Genomic DNA, 16,104 nt, shown 5'->3' with positions numbered 1-16,104 from the left:
GCGTGGCGGTGTCACGCGGCAACGGTATGTCTGGACGGACCTCCGCGTGATCCGCCTGGATCCCCCCCGCGGACGGCCGATCCGCAGATAGCCCGAACGACGGCCCGTTCCTTGGAACCATGCGCTACGCTGCGCCACCCGACCGGCGCCCAATGCCCGTGAACGGGCTCCACCTTGCCCGTCTTCCCTTCAAGGTCGCGGAACTGCCTGCTGCCGTCGCCGCGGTGTCGCGCGTGGGCGGCCGCCTTCAGGGCGAGATCACAGCGTTCAGGGTCGGGGCGCGGGCCTCCCTGATCGTCTACAAGCGCGATCCGGAGGCGCTGTCCTGGAACTGGAACAACGCGGCGGCACGCGCAGGAGCGGGCCGTGACAGGCCGCGCGGTCAGGCGCGGGTGAGCGTCAGGGTCGTCCAGTCGCCGATCACATCCGTCTCGTCCGGGGTGAACCCGGCGTCGCCATAGGCGGCCACCACTTCGGTCGCCTGATCGTTCAGAATGCCCGACAGGATCACCCGCCCGCCGGGACGGACCGCCGGTGTCATGCGCGGCGCAAGCTCCACCAGCGGGCCCTTCAGGATGTTGGCGAACACGAGGTCGTAGGGCATCTGCGCGGTGCAGTCTGGATGTTCGAACCCGGCGCCGACGAAGCACTTGACGCGGCCGGTCATGCCGTTCGCCGCGAGGTTCGCCTCGGCCACCTCGATCGCGACCGGGTCGATGTCGCCCGCCACCACCGTGATGTTCCAAACGGCGGCGGCCGCCATGCCCAGGACCGCGGTGCCGCAACCTATATCGGCCACGCGGTAGGCGGTGAAGCCCTTGTCGACCAACCGGTCTAGCGCGCGCAGGCAGCCCAGCGTGGTGCCGTGATGGCCGGTGCCGAAGGCCATCGACGCCTCGATCAGCAGGCCGATGCGGTCCTCGGGCAGCTTGTCAGCGTCATGGCTGCCGTAGACGAAGAAGCGCCCGGCCTCGACCGGGGCAAGTTCGCGGCGGACCTTTGCCACCCAGTCGGTTTCGGGCAGTTCCGACACGGTGAAGGGGCGCGCATTGTGCGCGGCGGCCAGCAGCGCGAGGCCGATCTCGTCCGGGGCCTGTTCGAAATAGGCACCGACTTCCCACAGGCCGGACCCGTCCTCCATCTCGAAGGCGCCGATGCCGGTGGGTTCGGGGCTGAAGTCTTCCAGCGCATCAGCGAGCGTGCGGGCGTCATCGCCGGAATCGAGCGTGGTCAGGGCGGTCCAGGTGGTCACGGTCAGCTACCTATCGTTGGCGGTCCCGCCGGGCGCCATCGCGCGGGCCCGGCAGGCGGTGGCATGTCATGTCCCCCGTCGCGGCGCAAGATGCCGGTCGCGGCTCAGGCCTGCGGGACGCCCAGCACCCCCGCCGGACAGGTCACGCCGGTGCCGCCCAGCCCGCAATAGCCGCCGGGGTTCTTGGCGAGGTATTGCTGATGGTAATCCTCGGCGAAGTAGAAGGTCGGGGCGGGCAGCACCTCGGTCGTGGGGGCGCCGAAGCGGGCGGCCTCGAAGCGCGGGGCCATCGCAGCGAGCGACGCCTGCGCCGCCTTCTGCTGGGCGGCATCGTAGGTGTAGATGCCCGAACGGTACTGCGTGCCTACGTCGTTGCCCTGCCGCATCCCCTGCGTGGGGTCATGGCCTTCCCAGAAAACCTTCAGAAGGTCGCCATAGCCGATCTCGGCGGGATCGAAGATCAGGCGCACGACCTCGTTGTGGCCGGTGCGGCCGGTGCAGACCTCCTGGTAGGTCGGGTTGGGCGTGAACCCGCCCGCGTAGCCGACCATCGTCAGCCAGACGCCGGGACGTTGCCAGAACATCCGCTCCACGCCCCAGAAGCAGCCCATGCCGAACATCGCCTCGGCCATGCCATCGGGGACGGCGGCGGCCAGCGGACGGCCGGTCAGGAAATGCGTCTCGGCTGTCTCGATGGGTGCCGAACGGCCGGGCAGCGCGTGTTCGGGCTTCACCATCACCGCTTTCTTGGTCTGAAAAAAGAACATTCGTAGATCCCCCTCTTGACCCGGCAGTATAGCGCGATTCTCAGGTCGGGAAACACGCCATCGCGTCACGTCTGCAGCGGGCGGGCGGGGGCGGCGAACACGGTTTCCCGACCCGGGCCGGGATGGCGCGGGATCATCAGCGCAAGACCGAGCGAGACAACCGCCAAGCCCGCCGCCAGCCCGAACACGGCGGGGGGCGAAGTGAGCCAGAGGTAGCCCAGCAGCGCGGGCAGGAACACGGCGGCGATGTGGTTGATGGTGAACGCGACGGCGTTGGTCGGTGCGATGTCGGCGGGGTCCGCGATCTTCTGGAAATAGGTGCGCAGCGCGAAGGCGAGCGAGAACAGCAGGTGGTCGATCACGTAAAGCGCGATCGCCAGCGTCACGCCCCAGCCGAAAAGGTAGAGTCCGCCGTAGGCGAGAAACACGAGGCTCAGGCCGACATACTCCGCGCTCAGCGCCGCGCGTTCGCCGAAGCGTCCCACCGCGCGGCCCATCAGCGGCGCCGCGACGGCGCTGGCGACGAAATTGGCGAGGAACAGCATGGTGACCTCGTGCACCTCGAAGCCGAATTTCTCGACCATCATGAAGGCGGCGAAGACGACGAAGATCTGCCGCCGCGCGCCGGCCACGAATTGCAGCGCGTAATACAGCCAGTAGCGGCGGCGCAGCACCATGCGGTGGGACTGCGGCGCGGGAGCGGCGAAGTTCGGATAAAGCAGCAGCGCGGCCAGCGCCAGCGCGGCGGTGATGCCGCCCGACACCATGTAGACCGTGTTGAAATCGAGCGACAGCGCGGTCCAGCTCGCCACCACCGCCCCGTAGGAGACGAAGGCCGCGGCCGACCCGACCGCCGTCAGCCAGCCAAGCATCCGCGGCGCGCTGTCCACCGGCAGCCATTGCAGTTGCAGCGACTGGTTCACCGTCTCGAAGTAGTGGAAGCCGATGGAACTGAGCAGCGTGATCGCAAGGATGCCGCCAAGGCCGGGGAACTGCGCGGTCAGGGCGGTGGCGACCCCCAGCAGCACGAGCGCGACAAGCCCCAGCACCTGCTCGCGCACCAACATCAGCAGGGCGATCACCCCGACGGCAAGGAAACCGGGGATCTCGCGCACCGTGTGCAGCCAGCCGATATCCGAACCGTCGAACCCCGCGACCTCGACAACGAAATTGTTCAGCAGCGCCGACCAGGTGGCGAAGGCGATCGGCATCGCGGCCGCCATCAGAACCAGCAGTGCGGCGGGGCGCCGCCAGGCCGGGAGGGCGGCGGCATCGGCAAGGGGCAGGACGGAACGGCGCATGGGCGCATGCCATAACGCGAAGCTGCGTCGGCGGCGAGTGCGAAAACCGCTCCCGCCCGCAAGCCGGCCGGTGCTGCCCGGGCCAACGGCGCCGGGCGCGCGCGACCGCATCCTCCCGTGTCCGCCGGCCGGTCCGCGCGGCGGGACCCGCCCCCGCGCAGGCGGGGGTGGGGACATGGCGTCAGCGCCGCGCGGCGCGCGGGGCTGTCCGCGTCACAGGAAGCTCTGCGGATCGATGTCCACTGCCAGCCGCAGCCCACCGCGCAGCTTCAGCGGCGCGATCCAGCGCGCCAGCGCCGCCTGGAGCGGCGCGGCGCGCGGCGCCCGCACCAGGAGCCGCACCCGATGCCGCCCGCGGATCCGCGCGATCGGCGCGGGCGCGGGGCCCCAGACCTCGGCCCCGATCCGCTGCAGCGGATCCGCGTTGCGGGCCAGCGCGTTGCCAAGGTCGAACACCGCCTGCACGTCCGGCCCGGACAGGATGATCCCCGCCATCCGCCCGAAGGGCGGCATGCCCAGCGCCCGCCGCTCGTCCGCCTCGGCGTTCCAGAACGCGTCCTCCGCGCCGGTCAGGATCGCGCGGATCACCGGATGCTCGGGCTGGAAGGTCTGCAGCAGCGCCTCCCCCGGCCGGTCCGCGCGGCCCGCGCGCCCCGCCACCTGCCGCATCAGCTGGAACGTGCGTTCCGCCGCGCGCAGGTCCGACCCCTGCAGGCCCAGATCCGCATCGATCACACCCACCAGCGTCAGCAGCGGGAAATTGTGCCCCTTGGCGACAAGCTGCGTGCCGATGATGATGTCCGCCGCACCTTCGGCGATCGCCTCGATCTGCGCCTTCAACTCGCGCGTGGTGCCGAACAGGTCGGACGACAGAACCGCGAGGCGCGCATCCGGAAACGCCGCCGCCGCCTCCTCGGCCAGCCGCTCCACCCCCGGACCGACGGCGGCCATGCGCCCCTCCGCGCCGCAGGCCGGGCAGGCCTCGGGCATCGGGCGCGACGCGCCGCACTGGTGGCACATCAGCCGCTTCAGGAACCGGTGTTCGACCATCCGCGCGTCGCAGTCCGCGCAGCCCACCTGGTGCCCGCAGGCCCTGCACAGCGTAACCGGCGCATAGCCGCGCCGGTTCAGGAACAGCAGCGCCTGCTCGCCCGCCTCCAGCCGCGCGGCCACCGCCCGGCGCAGGCTGGGCGATATCCAGGACTGACCCGGCAGGTCCTCGCCGCGCATGTCGATCGCCGCCATTCGGGGCAGCGCGGCGGTGCCGTGCCGCGCCGTCAGCACGCAGCGGTCGTACTTGCCCGACTGCGCGTTCACCCAGCTTTCAAGGCTCGGCGTGGCCGAGGCCAGCACCACGCGGCACCGCTCCAGCGAGGCGCGCAGAACCGCCATGTCGCGGGCGTTGTAGAACACGCCCTCCTCCTGCTTGTACGAGGTGTCGTGTTCCTCGTCGACGACGATCAGACCAAGCTCGCGATAGGGCAGGAACAGCGCCGAACGCGCCCCGACCACAAGCTGCGCCTGCCCCTGCCCGATCATCGCGAAGGCGCGCCGCCGCTCGGCCATGGTCACGCCGGAATGCCACTCGGCGGGCCGGGCGCCGAACCGCGCCTCCACCCGCGTCAGGAATTCAGCGGTCAGGGCGATCTCGGGCAGCAGCACCAAGGCCTGCCGCCCGCGCGCCAGGCATTCCGCCACAGCCTCCAGGTAGACCTCGGTCTTGCCCGACCCGGTGACACCCTGCAGCAGCGTCGTCCCGTACGCGCCCGACGCGACAGCGGCGCGCAGGCTTGACGCCGCAACGCCCTGGTCGGCGGAGAGCGGGTGGCCCGGCCGTGCCGGATCGAGCCGCGGATAGGGCGGATCGCGGGGCAGGTCGACGGCTTCCAGCACGCCCTGCGCCACCAGCCCCTTGATCACCGACCCGGACGCGCCCGCCGCTGCGGCCAGTTCGGCCTGCGTCACCGGCGCGCCGTCCCAGCCTTCCAGCGCGTCGAGGACCCGCGCCCGCGCATCGGTCATCCGATCGGGCTCCGCCACACCGCGCCGATAGACCCGCCGCAGCGCCTGCTCGCTGCCCAGCCCAGGTACCCGCGTCGCCAGCCGCAGCATCATCGGCAGCGGCGTCAGCGTGTATTCCGCCGCGCGTTCCAGAAAGGCCCGCAGCCCCGCCTGCATGGGGGCCGCATCCAGCATCCGCCCCACCCGGCGCAGTTTCTCGCGCGGCAGGCCGCTTTCACCCGGCCCCCAGACCACGCCCAACACGCGGCGCGGACCCAGCGGAACCTCCACGAAGTCGCCGGTCGCGCAACCGCCTTCGGGCGCGATGTAGTCGAGGCACCCGTCCAGCGGCTGCGCGGTCAGCACGGCCACGACGGCCCCGGAGGCGAAGTGCAGATCATCCATGCCCCCCGCTTACCCAAGCCCGCCCGCGCCGGAAAGACCGCAAGCGCGCCCTTCCCCCCGCGCGCCCGCTGCGGTATCGGGGCGCGCAGGGACATGTCCCACCCACGTCAAGCAGGGAGACCGCCATGAAATTCTTCGTGGACACCGCCGAGATCGACGCCATTGCCGAACTGAACGCGCTTGGCATGGTCGACGGCGTCACCACCAACCCGTCGCTGATCGCCAAGTCGGGCCGCAACATTCTTGAGGTCACAAAGGAAATCTGCGCGCTCGTGGACGGCCCGGTCAGCGCCGAGGTGGTCGCCACCAAGGCGGACGACATGATCGCCGAAGGACGCAAGCTGGCCGAGATCGCGGACAACATCGCCATCAAGGTGCCGCTGACCTGGGACGGGCTGAAGGCCTGCAAGACCTTCTCGGACGAAGGCCGCATGGTCAACGTCACGCTGTGCTTCTCGCCCAACCAGGCGCTGATCGCTGCCAAGGCGGGCGCGACCTTCATCTCGCCGTTCATCGGGCGGCTGGACGACATCCATCTCGACGGAATGGACCTGATCGCGGACATTCGCGAGATCTATGACAACTACGGGTTCGAGACGCAGATCCTGGCCGCGTCGATCCGCACCCCCAACCATGTCGCGCAAAGCGCCCGGATCGGCGCGGACGTGATCACCGCGCCGCCCGCCGTGATCAAGGCACTGGCCAGTCACCCGCTGACCGACAAGGGCCTCGCCGCGTTCATGGCGGATTGGGAAAAGACGGGACAGACGATTCTGTGATGTGCTAGGCTGCCCCAAACAAAAAACGCTTGAGGCAGCAGCATGACCACCACCCAGATCGGCAGCGCCGCACCGGCGCTGCGCGACCAGCTCATTTCCGACCCCGGCATCGTTCTGGACGATCCCGATATCCTGCGCGCCCTTGTCGGCGCGGAGGAAGCGGCCCGCGGCACCAATGTGCGCGATATGCGCGGGCTGGCGATGCAGCGGCTCGAATCGCGGCTCGATGCGCTGGAGAACCAGCACCAGAACGTGATCGCAGCGGCTTATTACAACGTCTCGACCACCAGCCAGGTCCATCGCGCGATCCTGACCATGATCGCGCCGACCGATTTCGACGCGTTCCTCGAAAACCTCGATACGCATGTCGCCGACTGTCTGCGCATCCGCGCCGTGCGGCTGGTCATGGAGGCCGAGACCGAGAATCCCGACAGCGACCTGAATCCGATCTCGGGCGCGCTCAGCGTGCTGCCCGCGGGGGGCGTTGCGCAGGTCCAGAGCGGCGGGAGCACCTCGGCCCGCCGTTATCCGGTGATCCTGCGGCAGGTCGGGTCCGGCGCGCCGCGGGTCTATGGCACCGCCGCGGCGGACATCCGGTCCGAAGCCGTTGTGCAACTGAACCTCGGCGAGACTCGCGCGCCCGGCCTGCTGGTTCTGGGCGCCGACGATCCGGGCCATTTCGCCCCGGGCCAGGCGACCGACCTGCTGGAGCTTTTCGCGCGGGTCTGCGAGCGGCTGGTGCGCGGCTGGCTGGGATGAGCCTGATCGCCCCGGCCATGTCGGACCGGCTGGCGGACTGGCTGACGGCGCTGGCAGCGCTGGACGACGCCGCGCCCTCGACCATCACCGCCTACCGCGCGGATGTGGCCGGGTTCCTTTCCTTCATGGGCCGGCACCTCGGCGGCGCGGCGGATCCGGCGGCGCTGCGCGGGTTGGGCCTGGGCGAGATGCGCGCCTGGATGGCGTCGGAACGCGCGCGCGGCCGGTCGGCGCGGTCGCTGGCCCGCGGGCTGTCCGCGGTCAAGAGCTTCTATCGCTGGTGGGCCGACCGCGAGGAGTTCGACGCAACCCCGGTCCTGTCCACCCGCGCACCTCGCTTCCGGCGCAAGCTGCCCCGTCCGTTGGACGAGGACGCGGCGCGCGCGGTCATCGCACAGGTGGACCTGCAGTCGATGGAGCCTTGGGTCGCGGCGCGCGACACGGCGGTGGTGACGCTGCTTTACGGCTGCGGGCTGCGCATCTCCGAGGCGCTGTCGCTGACCGGGCGCGACGCGCCGCTGCCCGAAATGCTGCGCATCACCGGCAAGGGCGGCAAGCAGCGCATGGTACCCGTGCTACCCGCCGCCGTCGAAGCGGTGGAGGCGTATCGCCGAGCCTGCCCGCACGATCTGAACCCGGACGGGCCGCTGTTCCGGGGCGTGCGCGGCGGCGCGCTGTCGCAGTCGCTGGTGCAGAAGGCGATGCGCGCGGCGCGCATGCAACTTGGCCTGCCGGCCACGGCGACGCCGCACGCGCTGCGCCACTCCTTCGCCACGCACCTGCTGAACCGGGGCGGCGACCTGCGCACGATCCAGGAGCTGTTGGGCCATGCCAGCCTTGCCACGACCGAGGCCTATACCTCGGTCGACGCGGCGCGGCTGATGGCAGTCTACCGCGCCGCCCACCCGCGCGCCTGAGGGTCGGCACGCCCGATACGTGCGTCCCTGCTCGTGACAGGGGCCGGAGGGGCGCTGCCCCCGCGCCTGCAACGCCCGCAGGTATGTTGCCGTATCGACGACCGGGGCGCGGTCGGGCTGGCGACATGCTGGTTAACCATTGCTTAACTTTTACCCTGCCACAGCTTGCCCTTGGGTCATGTTTGCGCGACACTCACCGATATCGCCATTGAGGGGAGGACGACCGTTGATCCGTAATCTGTTGACGCTTGCGACCCTGCTCGGGGCTGTCGCTCCGGCCGGGGCCACCACTTTCACCGACCGCGCAACCTTCACTGCAGCGCTTGATCCGGGGTACACCCTGATCGACACCTCGACCTTCATCGGTCAGACCACCGCCGACATCAGTGCCGCCACACCGGGTGCAACCTTCTTCGGCGCCCTCTCCAGCGTACGCAGCGACGATCTTATTCTCAACGGCGCAGGGTTCTTCGGGTCGGCCACCCCGCATGTCGGGCTGACCTTCAGCGACCCGGTGAACGGCGTCGGGGTGCAGACCAATCCGGTCGATGGCGGCCGCATCCTGATTTATTCCGGCCCAGACGGGTCCGGCAGCCTTCTTGGCAGCGCCGGGTTCGGGCCATCGCTGGTCTTCGGCGGCATCACCACGACCGCTGCCATCGGGTCGGTTGTCTTCACCTGCGATTTCAATTTCGACCTTAGGTGCGGGCTGCGCGACATCGTGTTCGGCGCGGTCACCTCCGACGCACCACAGCCCGGCACGGTGCCTCTGCCCGCAGGAATCTTCCTTCTTGGCAGCACGATTGGCCTGCTGGGCGCAAGCCGCGCGCGGCGTCACACCCGCTGACGATCACGGCGCGCGGGCGGCGTCCATCCGGGCACGCATTTCGCCGATGGCGGTCTCCAGACCGGTGAATATCGCCTCTCCGATCAGGAAATGTCCGATGTTCAACTCCCGCACCTGCGGAAACGCGGCCACAGGCGCCACCGTGTCGTAGGTCAGCCCGTGGCCGGCATGGACTTCCAGCCCGAGGTCGTGGGCGAAGGCGGCCATCTCGGCCAACCGCGCCAGTTCGACATCGCGTTCGGCGTGACGGCCTTCGGCATGGAGGTCACAATAGGCGCCGGTGTGCAGTTCGATTACCGGCGCGCCGATCCGGTGCGCGGCTTCGATCTGGCGTTGATCGGCGGCAATGAAGATCGACACCCGGCAGCCCGCCTCGCGCAGAGGCGCGATGAAATGGGCCAGCCGGTTTTCCTCGCGGGCGACCTCCAGACCGCCTTCCGTCGTGCGCTCCTCGCGCTTCTCGGGCACGATGCACACGGCATGGGGACGATGGCGCAGCGCGATCGCCTGCATTTCATCGGTTGCCGCCATCTCGAAATTCAGCGGCACCGACAATCCGGCCGACAGCGCCTCTATATCCGCATCGGTGATGTGGCGCCGGTCCTCGCGCAGATGGGCGGTTATCCCGTCGGCGCCGGCGGCTTCGGCCAGCAGCGCGGCGCGCAGCGGGTCGGGATAGGCACTGCCGCGCGCGTTGCGCACGGTGGCGACGTGGTCGATGTTCACGCCTAGGCGGAGGGGATGGGCTGACATGCCGCGGGTCCTTTCAAACGGGCTTCGCGGCAGAACCTAGGGCGTCCCGCGCCCGTTGTCAGCCACCCGCGCCCGTTTGCCCGCCGCAAGCCGCGCCCGCGCGGAGCGGCGGTTCTGGTAGGCGACGATGATCTTGTGCGACAGCGCGTAGCTGCCCGCCGCCGCGAGGATCCCAGGGATCAGCCCGCCCACCGCGTAGGGCAGGAACACGCCGTGAAAGAAGCTGTGCAGCTTTTCCCATTCGGCGCTGCCGCGCGTGGCAAGGTTGACGAGGTTGCTGGTCAATTCGCCGAAGGCCAGCGCGAAGGTGCCCAGCACCTGGCTGAGCGGGATCGGCGTGTCCACCTGCATCATCACCTCGCCCAGCTGGATCGACATCGCCGCGATCACGGGGAAAGTGACCGGGTTGCCGACCAGCGTGGCGAAGAACGCCGCCATCTTGTTGCCCTGCACCATCCAGGCCAGCAGCACCGCCAGCAGGAAATGGAACCCGAAGAACGGCGTGAAGCACACGAAGACGCCGCAGGCGATGCCGCGCGCGATCCGCCCCGGCCGGTCGGGAAGCCGCCGCAACCGCAGCCATACATAGTGGAAGGACCGGCGCCAGCCGCCCGGCGGATAGACCAACGCGCGAAGGCGTTGGGAATTGCTCTGCTTGTCGCGCCGTTTGAAGACCAACGGTCCGCTCTCCTGAACTCGGTCACCCGCTTAAGACTGCGGCGCGTCCCGGTACCTGGACAACGCCGCCACATTGCTCTCGGCCTCAAGGGCGGTGGTCACCCGGTGCAGATGTTCGGTATCGCTCAGTTGAACGTCCATCCGCACCCGGTAGTAATCCGGCTTGCGGTCGAGAAACACGAGGTCCGAGATATTGGCCTTCTGCTCGCCGATCAATGTGCAGATACGTCCCAGTACGCCGGCGTCGTTGCTCAGCACGATATCGAAGGTCACGGGGTGGACCGGCATGTGCGGGCCGGAATGCCAGTGAAGGTCGATCCAGCGGTCGTTCTCGTCCTCGAACTGGGCAAGGCAGGGGCAGTCGATGGCATGGACCACGACGCCGCGGCCCGGCATCGTGATGCCCACGATGCGTTCGCCCGGCACCGGCTTGCAGCAGGCGCCGCGATCCCAGGTCTGGTCCGCCTCCAGCCCGACGACGGCGCGCCGCGCCTCGATCTGCTCGCCCCGCCGGTCGGCGAGTTCCGGGTAAAGGGTCGTAACCACGTCGCGCGCCGTGACTTCGCCCGAACCGAGCCGGGCCAGCAGCTCCTCGGCATCGCGGCCAAGGCCCATGCGGCTGGCGGCAGTCATCAGCGCCTTTTCCGTCACCCGCTTGTCGAGCTGCTCGAACGCCACGCGCGCCAGCTCGCGGCCCAGCTTGACGAAGCGCGAGCGGTTTTCGGCCCGTAGCGCACGGCGGATCGCGGACTTGGCCTTGCCGGTGACCGCGATGTCCATCCAGGTGGCCTGCGGGCTCTGACCCTCGGCGGTGATGATCTCGACCGACTGACCGTTGCGCACCTGCGTCCACAGCGGTACGCGCTGCCCGTCGATCTTCGCCCCGACGCAGGCCGACCCGATCCGCGTGTGGATCGCGAAGGCGAAGTCCAGCGGCGTCGCCCCGCGCGGCAGCTTGACCACGTCACCCTTGGGCGTGAAGCAGAACACCTTGTCGGAATACATCTCCAGCTTGACGGCCTCGAAGAACTCGTCGTCGTCGGCGGACGCTTCGAAATGCTCTGCCAGCCCGGCGATCCAGGTGGCGGGGTCCACGGCGAAGGGGTTCTCGGCGCGCTCGCCGTCCTTGTAGGCCCAGTGCGCGGCGACACCGGCCTCGGCGACCTCGTGCATCTCGCGGGTGCGGATCTGCACCTCCACGCGCTTGCCGTCGCGGCCCAGAACTGCCGTATGCAGGCTGCGATAGCCGTTCTGCTTGGGTTGGCTGATGTAATCCTTGAACCGGGTCGGCACAGCGCGCCAGCGGCGATGGATCACGCCCAGAACGTGATAACACTCCATCTGCCCGTCAGTTATGACGCGGAACCCGTAGATATCCGACAGGCGCGAAAAGGATGTTTCCTTCTGTTCCATCTTGCGCCAGATCGAATAGGGCTTCTTGGCCCGGCCGATCACCTCGCCAGTGATGCCTTCGGCGGCGAGCTCCGTCTCGATGTCCTGCTTGATCTTGTCGATCACGTTCCCCGCCTCGCCGGTCAGCTTGACGAAGCGGCGCATGATCGACACCCGCGCCTCGGGGTTGAGCACCTGGAAGGACAAGTCCTCCAGCTCGTCGCGCATCCACTGCATGCCCATGCGGCCCGCCAGCGGCGCGTAGATGTCCATCGTCTCGCGCGCCTTGCGGGCCTGCTTTTCCGGCGGCAGCGACTTGATGGTGCGCATGTTGTGCAACCGGTCGAACAGCTTGACGAGGATCACCCGCAGGTCCTTGGACATTGCCATGAACAGCTTGCGGAAATTCTCGGCCTGCTTGGTCTCGGTCGAGGTGAGTTGAAGGTTTGTCAGCTTGGTCACGCCGTCCACCAGCTCGGCGATCTCGCGGCCGAACAGATCGGTCACGTCGGCATAGGTTGCCGCGGTGTCCTCGACCGTGTCGTGCAGGATGGCGGTGATCAGCGTCGCGTCATCGAGGCGCTGTTCGGCCAGCAGCGCGGCGACGGCGACGGGATGGGTGAAATACGGCTCCCCGGACCGGCGCTTCTGGCCGGCGTGAACCTGCTTGGCATAATCATATGCCGCGCGAAGGCGGGGTTCGTCGGTATGCGGGTTGTAGGCCTTGACGCGGGCGACAAGCTCGTTGATCGGGATCAGCTGTTCCATGCCGCTCCGCGCCCGACCGGTGGGTCAGCCGTTTTCCTGCGCCTGCATCAGCGCGCGCAGCAACTTCTCCTCGGACAGATCGTCTTCGGCCGGACGGTCCGACTCGACCCCCATCAGCAGCGACATCTGGTCGTCCTCGGGTTCGTCGACTTCGATCTGGGTTTGGTGGCTTTCGATCATCCGCTCGCGCAGAGCGTCGGCGCCTTGGGTTTCCTCGGCGATCTCGCGCAGGCTGACGACGGGGTTCTTGTCGTTGTCACGATCCACCGTCACTGGCGAGCCGGAGGTGATTTCACGGGCGCGATGGGCGGCAAGCATGACCAGTTCGAACCGGTTCGGAACTTTGTCGACGCAGTCTTCAACGGTGACGCGGGCCATGATTCGGCTCCTGTAGCAAGGAATACGGGAATCGCACGGCTAGACCAAATCCCCGCCGGATGCAACCCGGCGCCGCAGCGCGGCTAGGCGGCCAGCTGGCGCACCGCGGCGCGGTCCGCCTCGGGCAGCGCGGCGCAAAGCTGTGCGACGGTGCGGCCCAGCAGCGGATGGCGCCAGTCCGGCGCGATCTCGGCCAGCGGGACCAGCACGAAGGCGCGGTCCTGAAGGCGCGGATGCGGCAGGATCAGCCGGTCCGGCGCGCGCTCCATCTGTTCCTCCAGCGGCAGGTTGCGCCAGCGCGCCTGCTCTTCGGCATCGGGCAGCACCGCCTCGCCCAGCGACAGCAGGTCCAGATCGGCCGTCCGCGCGCCCCAGCGATCCGTGCGCGCGCGCCCACATGCGGATTCGACCGCGGTCAAATGCGCCAGAACATCGTCCGGTCCGGCCGCTTCGGGCAGGCTAAGCACGGCGCAGGCATTCACGTAGTCAGGCCCCACGCCTGCCGGAAAGCACGGTGTGGCATAAAACAGGCTCGCCTTTTCGACCGTGTAGCCGTCGGCCGAAAGCAACTTCAGGGCCGCCGCAAGTGTGTCCAAAGGCACACCAATTCGTGACTTGAGGTTCGCGCCCAGCGCTATCAGTGCATTGGCCCGAGGCATCTGCTACAGTTCTCTTTCAGGTTTTTCGTGTTGCGTAACTGTCATATTTGCCTAAGACCTTATCATTCTGTGGCTTGCAACCAGCATTGCCTGCCCCGGGATATTACGAAGGGAAGGTTGGATGTTTTATCGTGACGAACGTCTTGCCCTGTTTATTGACGGGGCAAATCTGTATGCAGCTGCACGCGCTTTGGGTTTTGATATCGATTACAAGCTGTTGCGCCAGGAATTCATGCGGCGGGGCAAACTTCTGCGTGCGTTCTACTACACTGCGCTGCTCGAGAATGAAGAATACTCCCCGATACGGCCGCTTGTCGACTGGCTCAACTACAACGGTTTCTCCATGGTCACCAAGCCGGCCAAGGAGTACACGGACAGTCAGGGCCGACGCAAGGTCAAGGGGAACATGGACATCGAACTGACGGTCGATGCGCTCGAACTTGCCCCCCATGTCGATCACATTGTCTTGTTCTCTGGCGACGGCGACTTCCGGCCGCTGATAGAGGCGTTGCAGCGCAAGGGTGTGCGGGTGTCCGTCGTCTCGACGATCCGCAGCCAGCCGCCGATGATCTCGGACGACCTGCGCAGGCAGGCGGACAATTTCATCGAACTGGACGAGTTGAAGGACGTGATCGGTCGCCCCCCGCGCGAATTTGCGCGCGAGTACGAGGGCAACGGAAACGGGGGCAGCGCGCCGACCGAAACGCAGTCGCGTTGACGCAGGGATCCGGGGCGGCGGCACGATGCTGAGCCTGCCCGCCGCCGGAGCGCTGGCCGGATTGTTCGCAGCCGCGTTCGGCGCGGCAACGCTTCTGCCGTTCCAGTCCGAAATCGTGTTTGTCGGGCTGCAGGTGGCTGGCACGGCGCCGCTCTGGTTGATCGTGACCGTGGCGAGCATCGGGAACACCGCGGGGTCGGTGGTGAACTACGCGATGGGCCTCGGGGTGGAACGGTTCCGCGGCAGCCGCTGGTTCCCGGTGAGCGACCGCCAGCTGGAGCGCGCCCAGGGATGGTACGCGCGCTATGGAGTATGGACGCTGCTGATGTCATGGGCCCCGTTCGGAGACGGGTTCACCGTTGTCGCCGGGATCATGCGCACCCCGTTCTGGCTGTTTCTCGGGCTGGTGGCGCTGGCGAAGACAGGCCGCTACGCCGTGCTGGCCTGGGTTACGGTACACGCGGCCGGCGGATGACATGCGACGCACCCCGAATTGCTGGCAGACACCGCCGCGATGGCCGCTGCGCGCATCGCTGTCGACCTTGGTACGGCGCTCCCGCGTCCGCTCGTGCCGGACCACCCCGCGTCGTCCCCGCGTTGCAATCCCTGCAGTCCGGCCCTCCCTTGTCCCTCGGCGCACCGCCGTTGTCCGACCTTCCCTGCCGGCAAGATCACGTCACGCCCGCGCCAGCCCCGCGCCATTCGGCCCCGGCCGCGCCCTGCCCTCTGGACCCGCGCGGCGCGGTCGCTTAGGTCTGTCGCAGGACCCGGAGACTGCCATGACCCTACCCCCCCTCACGATCCTGCTCGCCGCGCCGCGCGGCTTCTGCGCCGGCGTGGACCGCGCCATCAAGATCGTCGAGATGGCGATCGAGAAATGGGGCGCGCCTGTCTATGTCCGGCACGAGATCGTGCACAACAAGTATGTCGTCGATGGGCTGCGCGCCAAGGGCGCCGTCTTCGTCGAGGAACTGGACGACTGCCCGCCCGACCGCCCGGTCATCTTCTCGGCACATGGCGTGCCCAAGGCCGTACCGGCCGAGGCCGAACGCCGCCGCATGGTCTATGTCGATGCCACCTGTCCGCTGGTCAGCAAGGTCCATATCGAAGCCGCCCGGCACGCCGAGAACGGGCTGCAGATCATCATGATCGGCCATGCAGGCCACCCCGAGACGATCGGTACGATGGGCCAGTTGCCCGACGGCGACGTCCTGCTGGTCGAAACCGAGGCGGACGTGGCCACTGTCGCGCCGCGCGACCCGCAGGCGCTTGCCTTCGTCACCCAGACCACGCTGTCGGTGGACGACACCGCCGGCATCGTCGCCGCGCTGAAGGCGCGCTTTCCCGCCATTGTCGGCCCCCACAAGGAAGACATCTGCTATGCCACCACCAATCGGCAGGAGGCGGTGAAGGCGGCTGCCCCTCGCGCCGATGCGCTGCTCGTGGTCGGCGCACCGAATTCCAGCAACTCGAAACGCCTTGTCGATGTCGGCGCGCGGGCCGGATGCGCCTACGCCCAGCTTGTCCAGCGTGCCGCCGATATCGACTTCCGCGCCCTCGACGGCATCCGCACGCTGGCCGTCACGGCCGGCGCCTCGGCCCCCGAAACCCTCGTGACCGAGGTGATCGACGCCTTCCGCGCTCGTTGGGACGTGACCGTGGAACTGGTCGAAACCGCGCAGGAGAATGTCGAATTCAAGGTGCCGCGCGTGCTGCGCGCACCGGCTTGA

General features: G+C 68.4%; 16 protein-coding genes. 7 read left to right on the top strand and 9 right to left on the bottom strand.

Going from position 1 to position 16,104, the window contains the following annotated elements; genetic code table 11:
• Positions 1 to 382 precede the first annotated feature (382 nt).
• The 4 genes from DKT77_RS04325 to DKT77_RS04310 all read right to left on the bottom strand — a co-directional run bounded on the left by DKT77_RS04325 (position 383) and on the right by DKT77_RS04310 (position 5,726).
• Positions 383 to 1,252: a 50S ribosomal protein L11 methyltransferase gene (locus DKT77_RS04325; RefSeq protein ID WP_109810501.1), complete on the bottom strand. Its 870-nt coding sequence runs from the start codon at positions 1,250 to 1,252 to the stop codon at positions 383 to 385.
• Between the two features lie 104 nt (positions 1,253 to 1,356).
• Positions 1,357 to 2,019 carry a peptide-methionine (S)-S-oxide reductase MsrA gene (gene msrA, locus DKT77_RS04320; RefSeq protein ID WP_109810500.1) on the bottom strand — a complete coding sequence of 221 codons (663 nt, stop codon included), beginning with the start codon at positions 2,017 to 2,019 and terminating at the stop codon, positions 1,357 to 1,359.
• A 65-nt stretch (positions 2,020 to 2,084) separates the two neighbouring features.
• Positions 2,085 to 3,320 (bottom strand): MFS transporter, encoded by a 1,236-nt coding sequence (locus tag DKT77_RS04315; protein ID WP_109810539.1) that lies wholly within the window; start codon positions 3,318 to 3,320, stop codon positions 2,085 to 2,087.
• Positions 3,321 to 3,533: 213 nt separating this feature from the next.
• A complete protein-coding gene (locus DKT77_RS04310; RefSeq protein WP_109810499.1) occupies positions 3,534 to 5,726 on the bottom strand; it encodes a primosomal protein N' in 2,193 nt (730 codons plus the stop codon).
• Positions 5,727 to 5,851: 125 nt separating this feature from the next.
• Here DKT77_RS04310 and fsa point away from each other — a divergent pair, with 125 nt between their 5' ends.
• The 4 genes from fsa to DKT77_RS04290 all read left to right on the top strand — a co-directional run bounded on the left by fsa (position 5,852) and on the right by DKT77_RS04290 (position 9,028).
• Positions 5,852 to 6,505: a fructose-6-phosphate aldolase gene (gene fsa, locus DKT77_RS04305; RefSeq protein ID WP_109810498.1), complete on the top strand. Its 654-nt coding sequence runs from the start codon at positions 5,852 to 5,854 to the stop codon at positions 6,503 to 6,505.
• Positions 6,506 to 6,547: 42 nt separating this feature from the next.
• Entirely contained in the window at positions 6,548 to 7,264 is a 717-nt protein-coding gene (locus tag DKT77_RS04300) for a DUF484 family protein (RefSeq protein WP_109810497.1), read from the top strand.
• Positions 7,261 to 8,181, top strand: a complete 921-nt coding sequence (locus DKT77_RS04295) for a tyrosine recombinase XerC (protein WP_109810496.1) — start codon at positions 7,261 to 7,263, stop codon at positions 8,179 to 8,181. The genes DKT77_RS04300 and DKT77_RS04295 overlap by 4 nt, the downstream gene beginning before the upstream one ends.
• A 226-nt stretch (positions 8,182 to 8,407) precedes the next feature.
• The gene (locus DKT77_RS04290) at positions 8,408 to 9,028 is read left to right on the top strand and encodes a hypothetical protein (RefSeq protein ID WP_109810495.1); all 621 of its coding nucleotides are present in this window, start codon (positions 8,408 to 8,410) and stop codon (positions 9,026 to 9,028) included.
• A gap of 3 nt (positions 9,029 to 9,031) precedes the next feature.
• Here DKT77_RS04290 and DKT77_RS04285 read toward each other — a convergent pair whose 3' ends face one another.
• The 5 genes from DKT77_RS04285 to folK all read right to left on the bottom strand — a co-directional run bounded on the left by DKT77_RS04285 (position 9,032) and on the right by folK (position 13,656).
• Positions 9,032 to 9,781 carry a pyridoxine 5'-phosphate synthase gene (locus DKT77_RS04285; protein WP_109810494.1) on the bottom strand — a complete coding sequence of 250 codons (750 nt, stop codon included), beginning with the start codon at positions 9,779 to 9,781 and terminating at the stop codon, positions 9,032 to 9,034.
• A 36-nt stretch (positions 9,782 to 9,817) separates the two neighbouring features.
• Positions 9,818 to 10,459: a DUF2062 domain-containing protein gene (locus tag DKT77_RS04280; RefSeq protein ID WP_109810493.1), complete on the bottom strand. Its 642-nt coding sequence runs from the start codon at positions 10,457 to 10,459 to the stop codon at positions 9,818 to 9,820.
• Positions 10,460 to 10,489: 30 nt separating this feature from the next.
• Positions 10,490 to 12,619: a RelA/SpoT family protein gene (locus DKT77_RS04275; RefSeq protein WP_238547676.1), complete on the bottom strand. Its 2,130-nt coding sequence runs from the start codon at positions 12,617 to 12,619 to the stop codon at positions 10,490 to 10,492.
• A gap of 24 nt (positions 12,620 to 12,643) precedes the next feature.
• The gene (gene rpoZ / locus DKT77_RS04270; protein WP_109810492.1) at positions 12,644 to 12,997 is read right to left on the bottom strand and encodes a DNA-directed RNA polymerase subunit omega; all 354 of its coding nucleotides are present in this window, start codon (positions 12,995 to 12,997) and stop codon (positions 12,644 to 12,646) included.
• Positions 12,998 to 13,080: 83 nt separating this feature from the next.
• Positions 13,081 to 13,656, bottom strand: a complete 576-nt coding sequence (gene folK, locus DKT77_RS04265; RefSeq protein WP_109810491.1) for a 2-amino-4-hydroxy-6-hydroxymethyldihydropteridine diphosphokinase — start codon at positions 13,654 to 13,656, stop codon at positions 13,081 to 13,083.
• A 121-nt stretch (positions 13,657 to 13,777) separates the two neighbouring features.
• Here folK and DKT77_RS04260 point away from each other — a divergent pair, with 121 nt between their 5' ends.
• The 3 genes from DKT77_RS04260 to ispH all read left to right on the top strand — a co-directional run bounded on the left by DKT77_RS04260 (position 13,778) and on the right by ispH (position 16,104).
• Positions 13,778 to 14,374 carry a LabA-like NYN domain-containing protein gene (locus tag DKT77_RS04260; RefSeq protein WP_238547675.1) on the top strand — a complete coding sequence of 199 codons (597 nt, stop codon included), beginning with the start codon at positions 13,778 to 13,780 and terminating at the stop codon, positions 14,372 to 14,374.
• A 25-nt stretch (positions 14,375 to 14,399) separates the two neighbouring features.
• Positions 14,400 to 14,849, top strand: coding sequence for a YqaA family protein (locus DKT77_RS04255; protein ID WP_109810490.1), 450 nt, complete (start codon positions 14,400 to 14,402; stop codon positions 14,847 to 14,849).
• Between the two features lie 304 nt (positions 14,850 to 15,153).
• The gene (gene ispH / locus DKT77_RS04250; RefSeq protein ID WP_109810489.1) at positions 15,154 to 16,104 is read left to right on the top strand and encodes a 4-hydroxy-3-methylbut-2-enyl diphosphate reductase; all 951 of its coding nucleotides are present in this window, start codon (positions 15,154 to 15,156) and stop codon (positions 16,102 to 16,104) included.

This window comes from Meridianimarinicoccus roseus, assembly GCF_003172915.1.
In the GTDB taxonomy this organism is placed as follows: Bacteria; Pseudomonadota; Alphaproteobacteria; order Rhodobacterales; family Rhodobacteraceae; genus Meridianimarinicoccus; species Meridianimarinicoccus roseus.
This window is presented reverse-complemented; position numbering and strand designations above follow the sequence as displayed.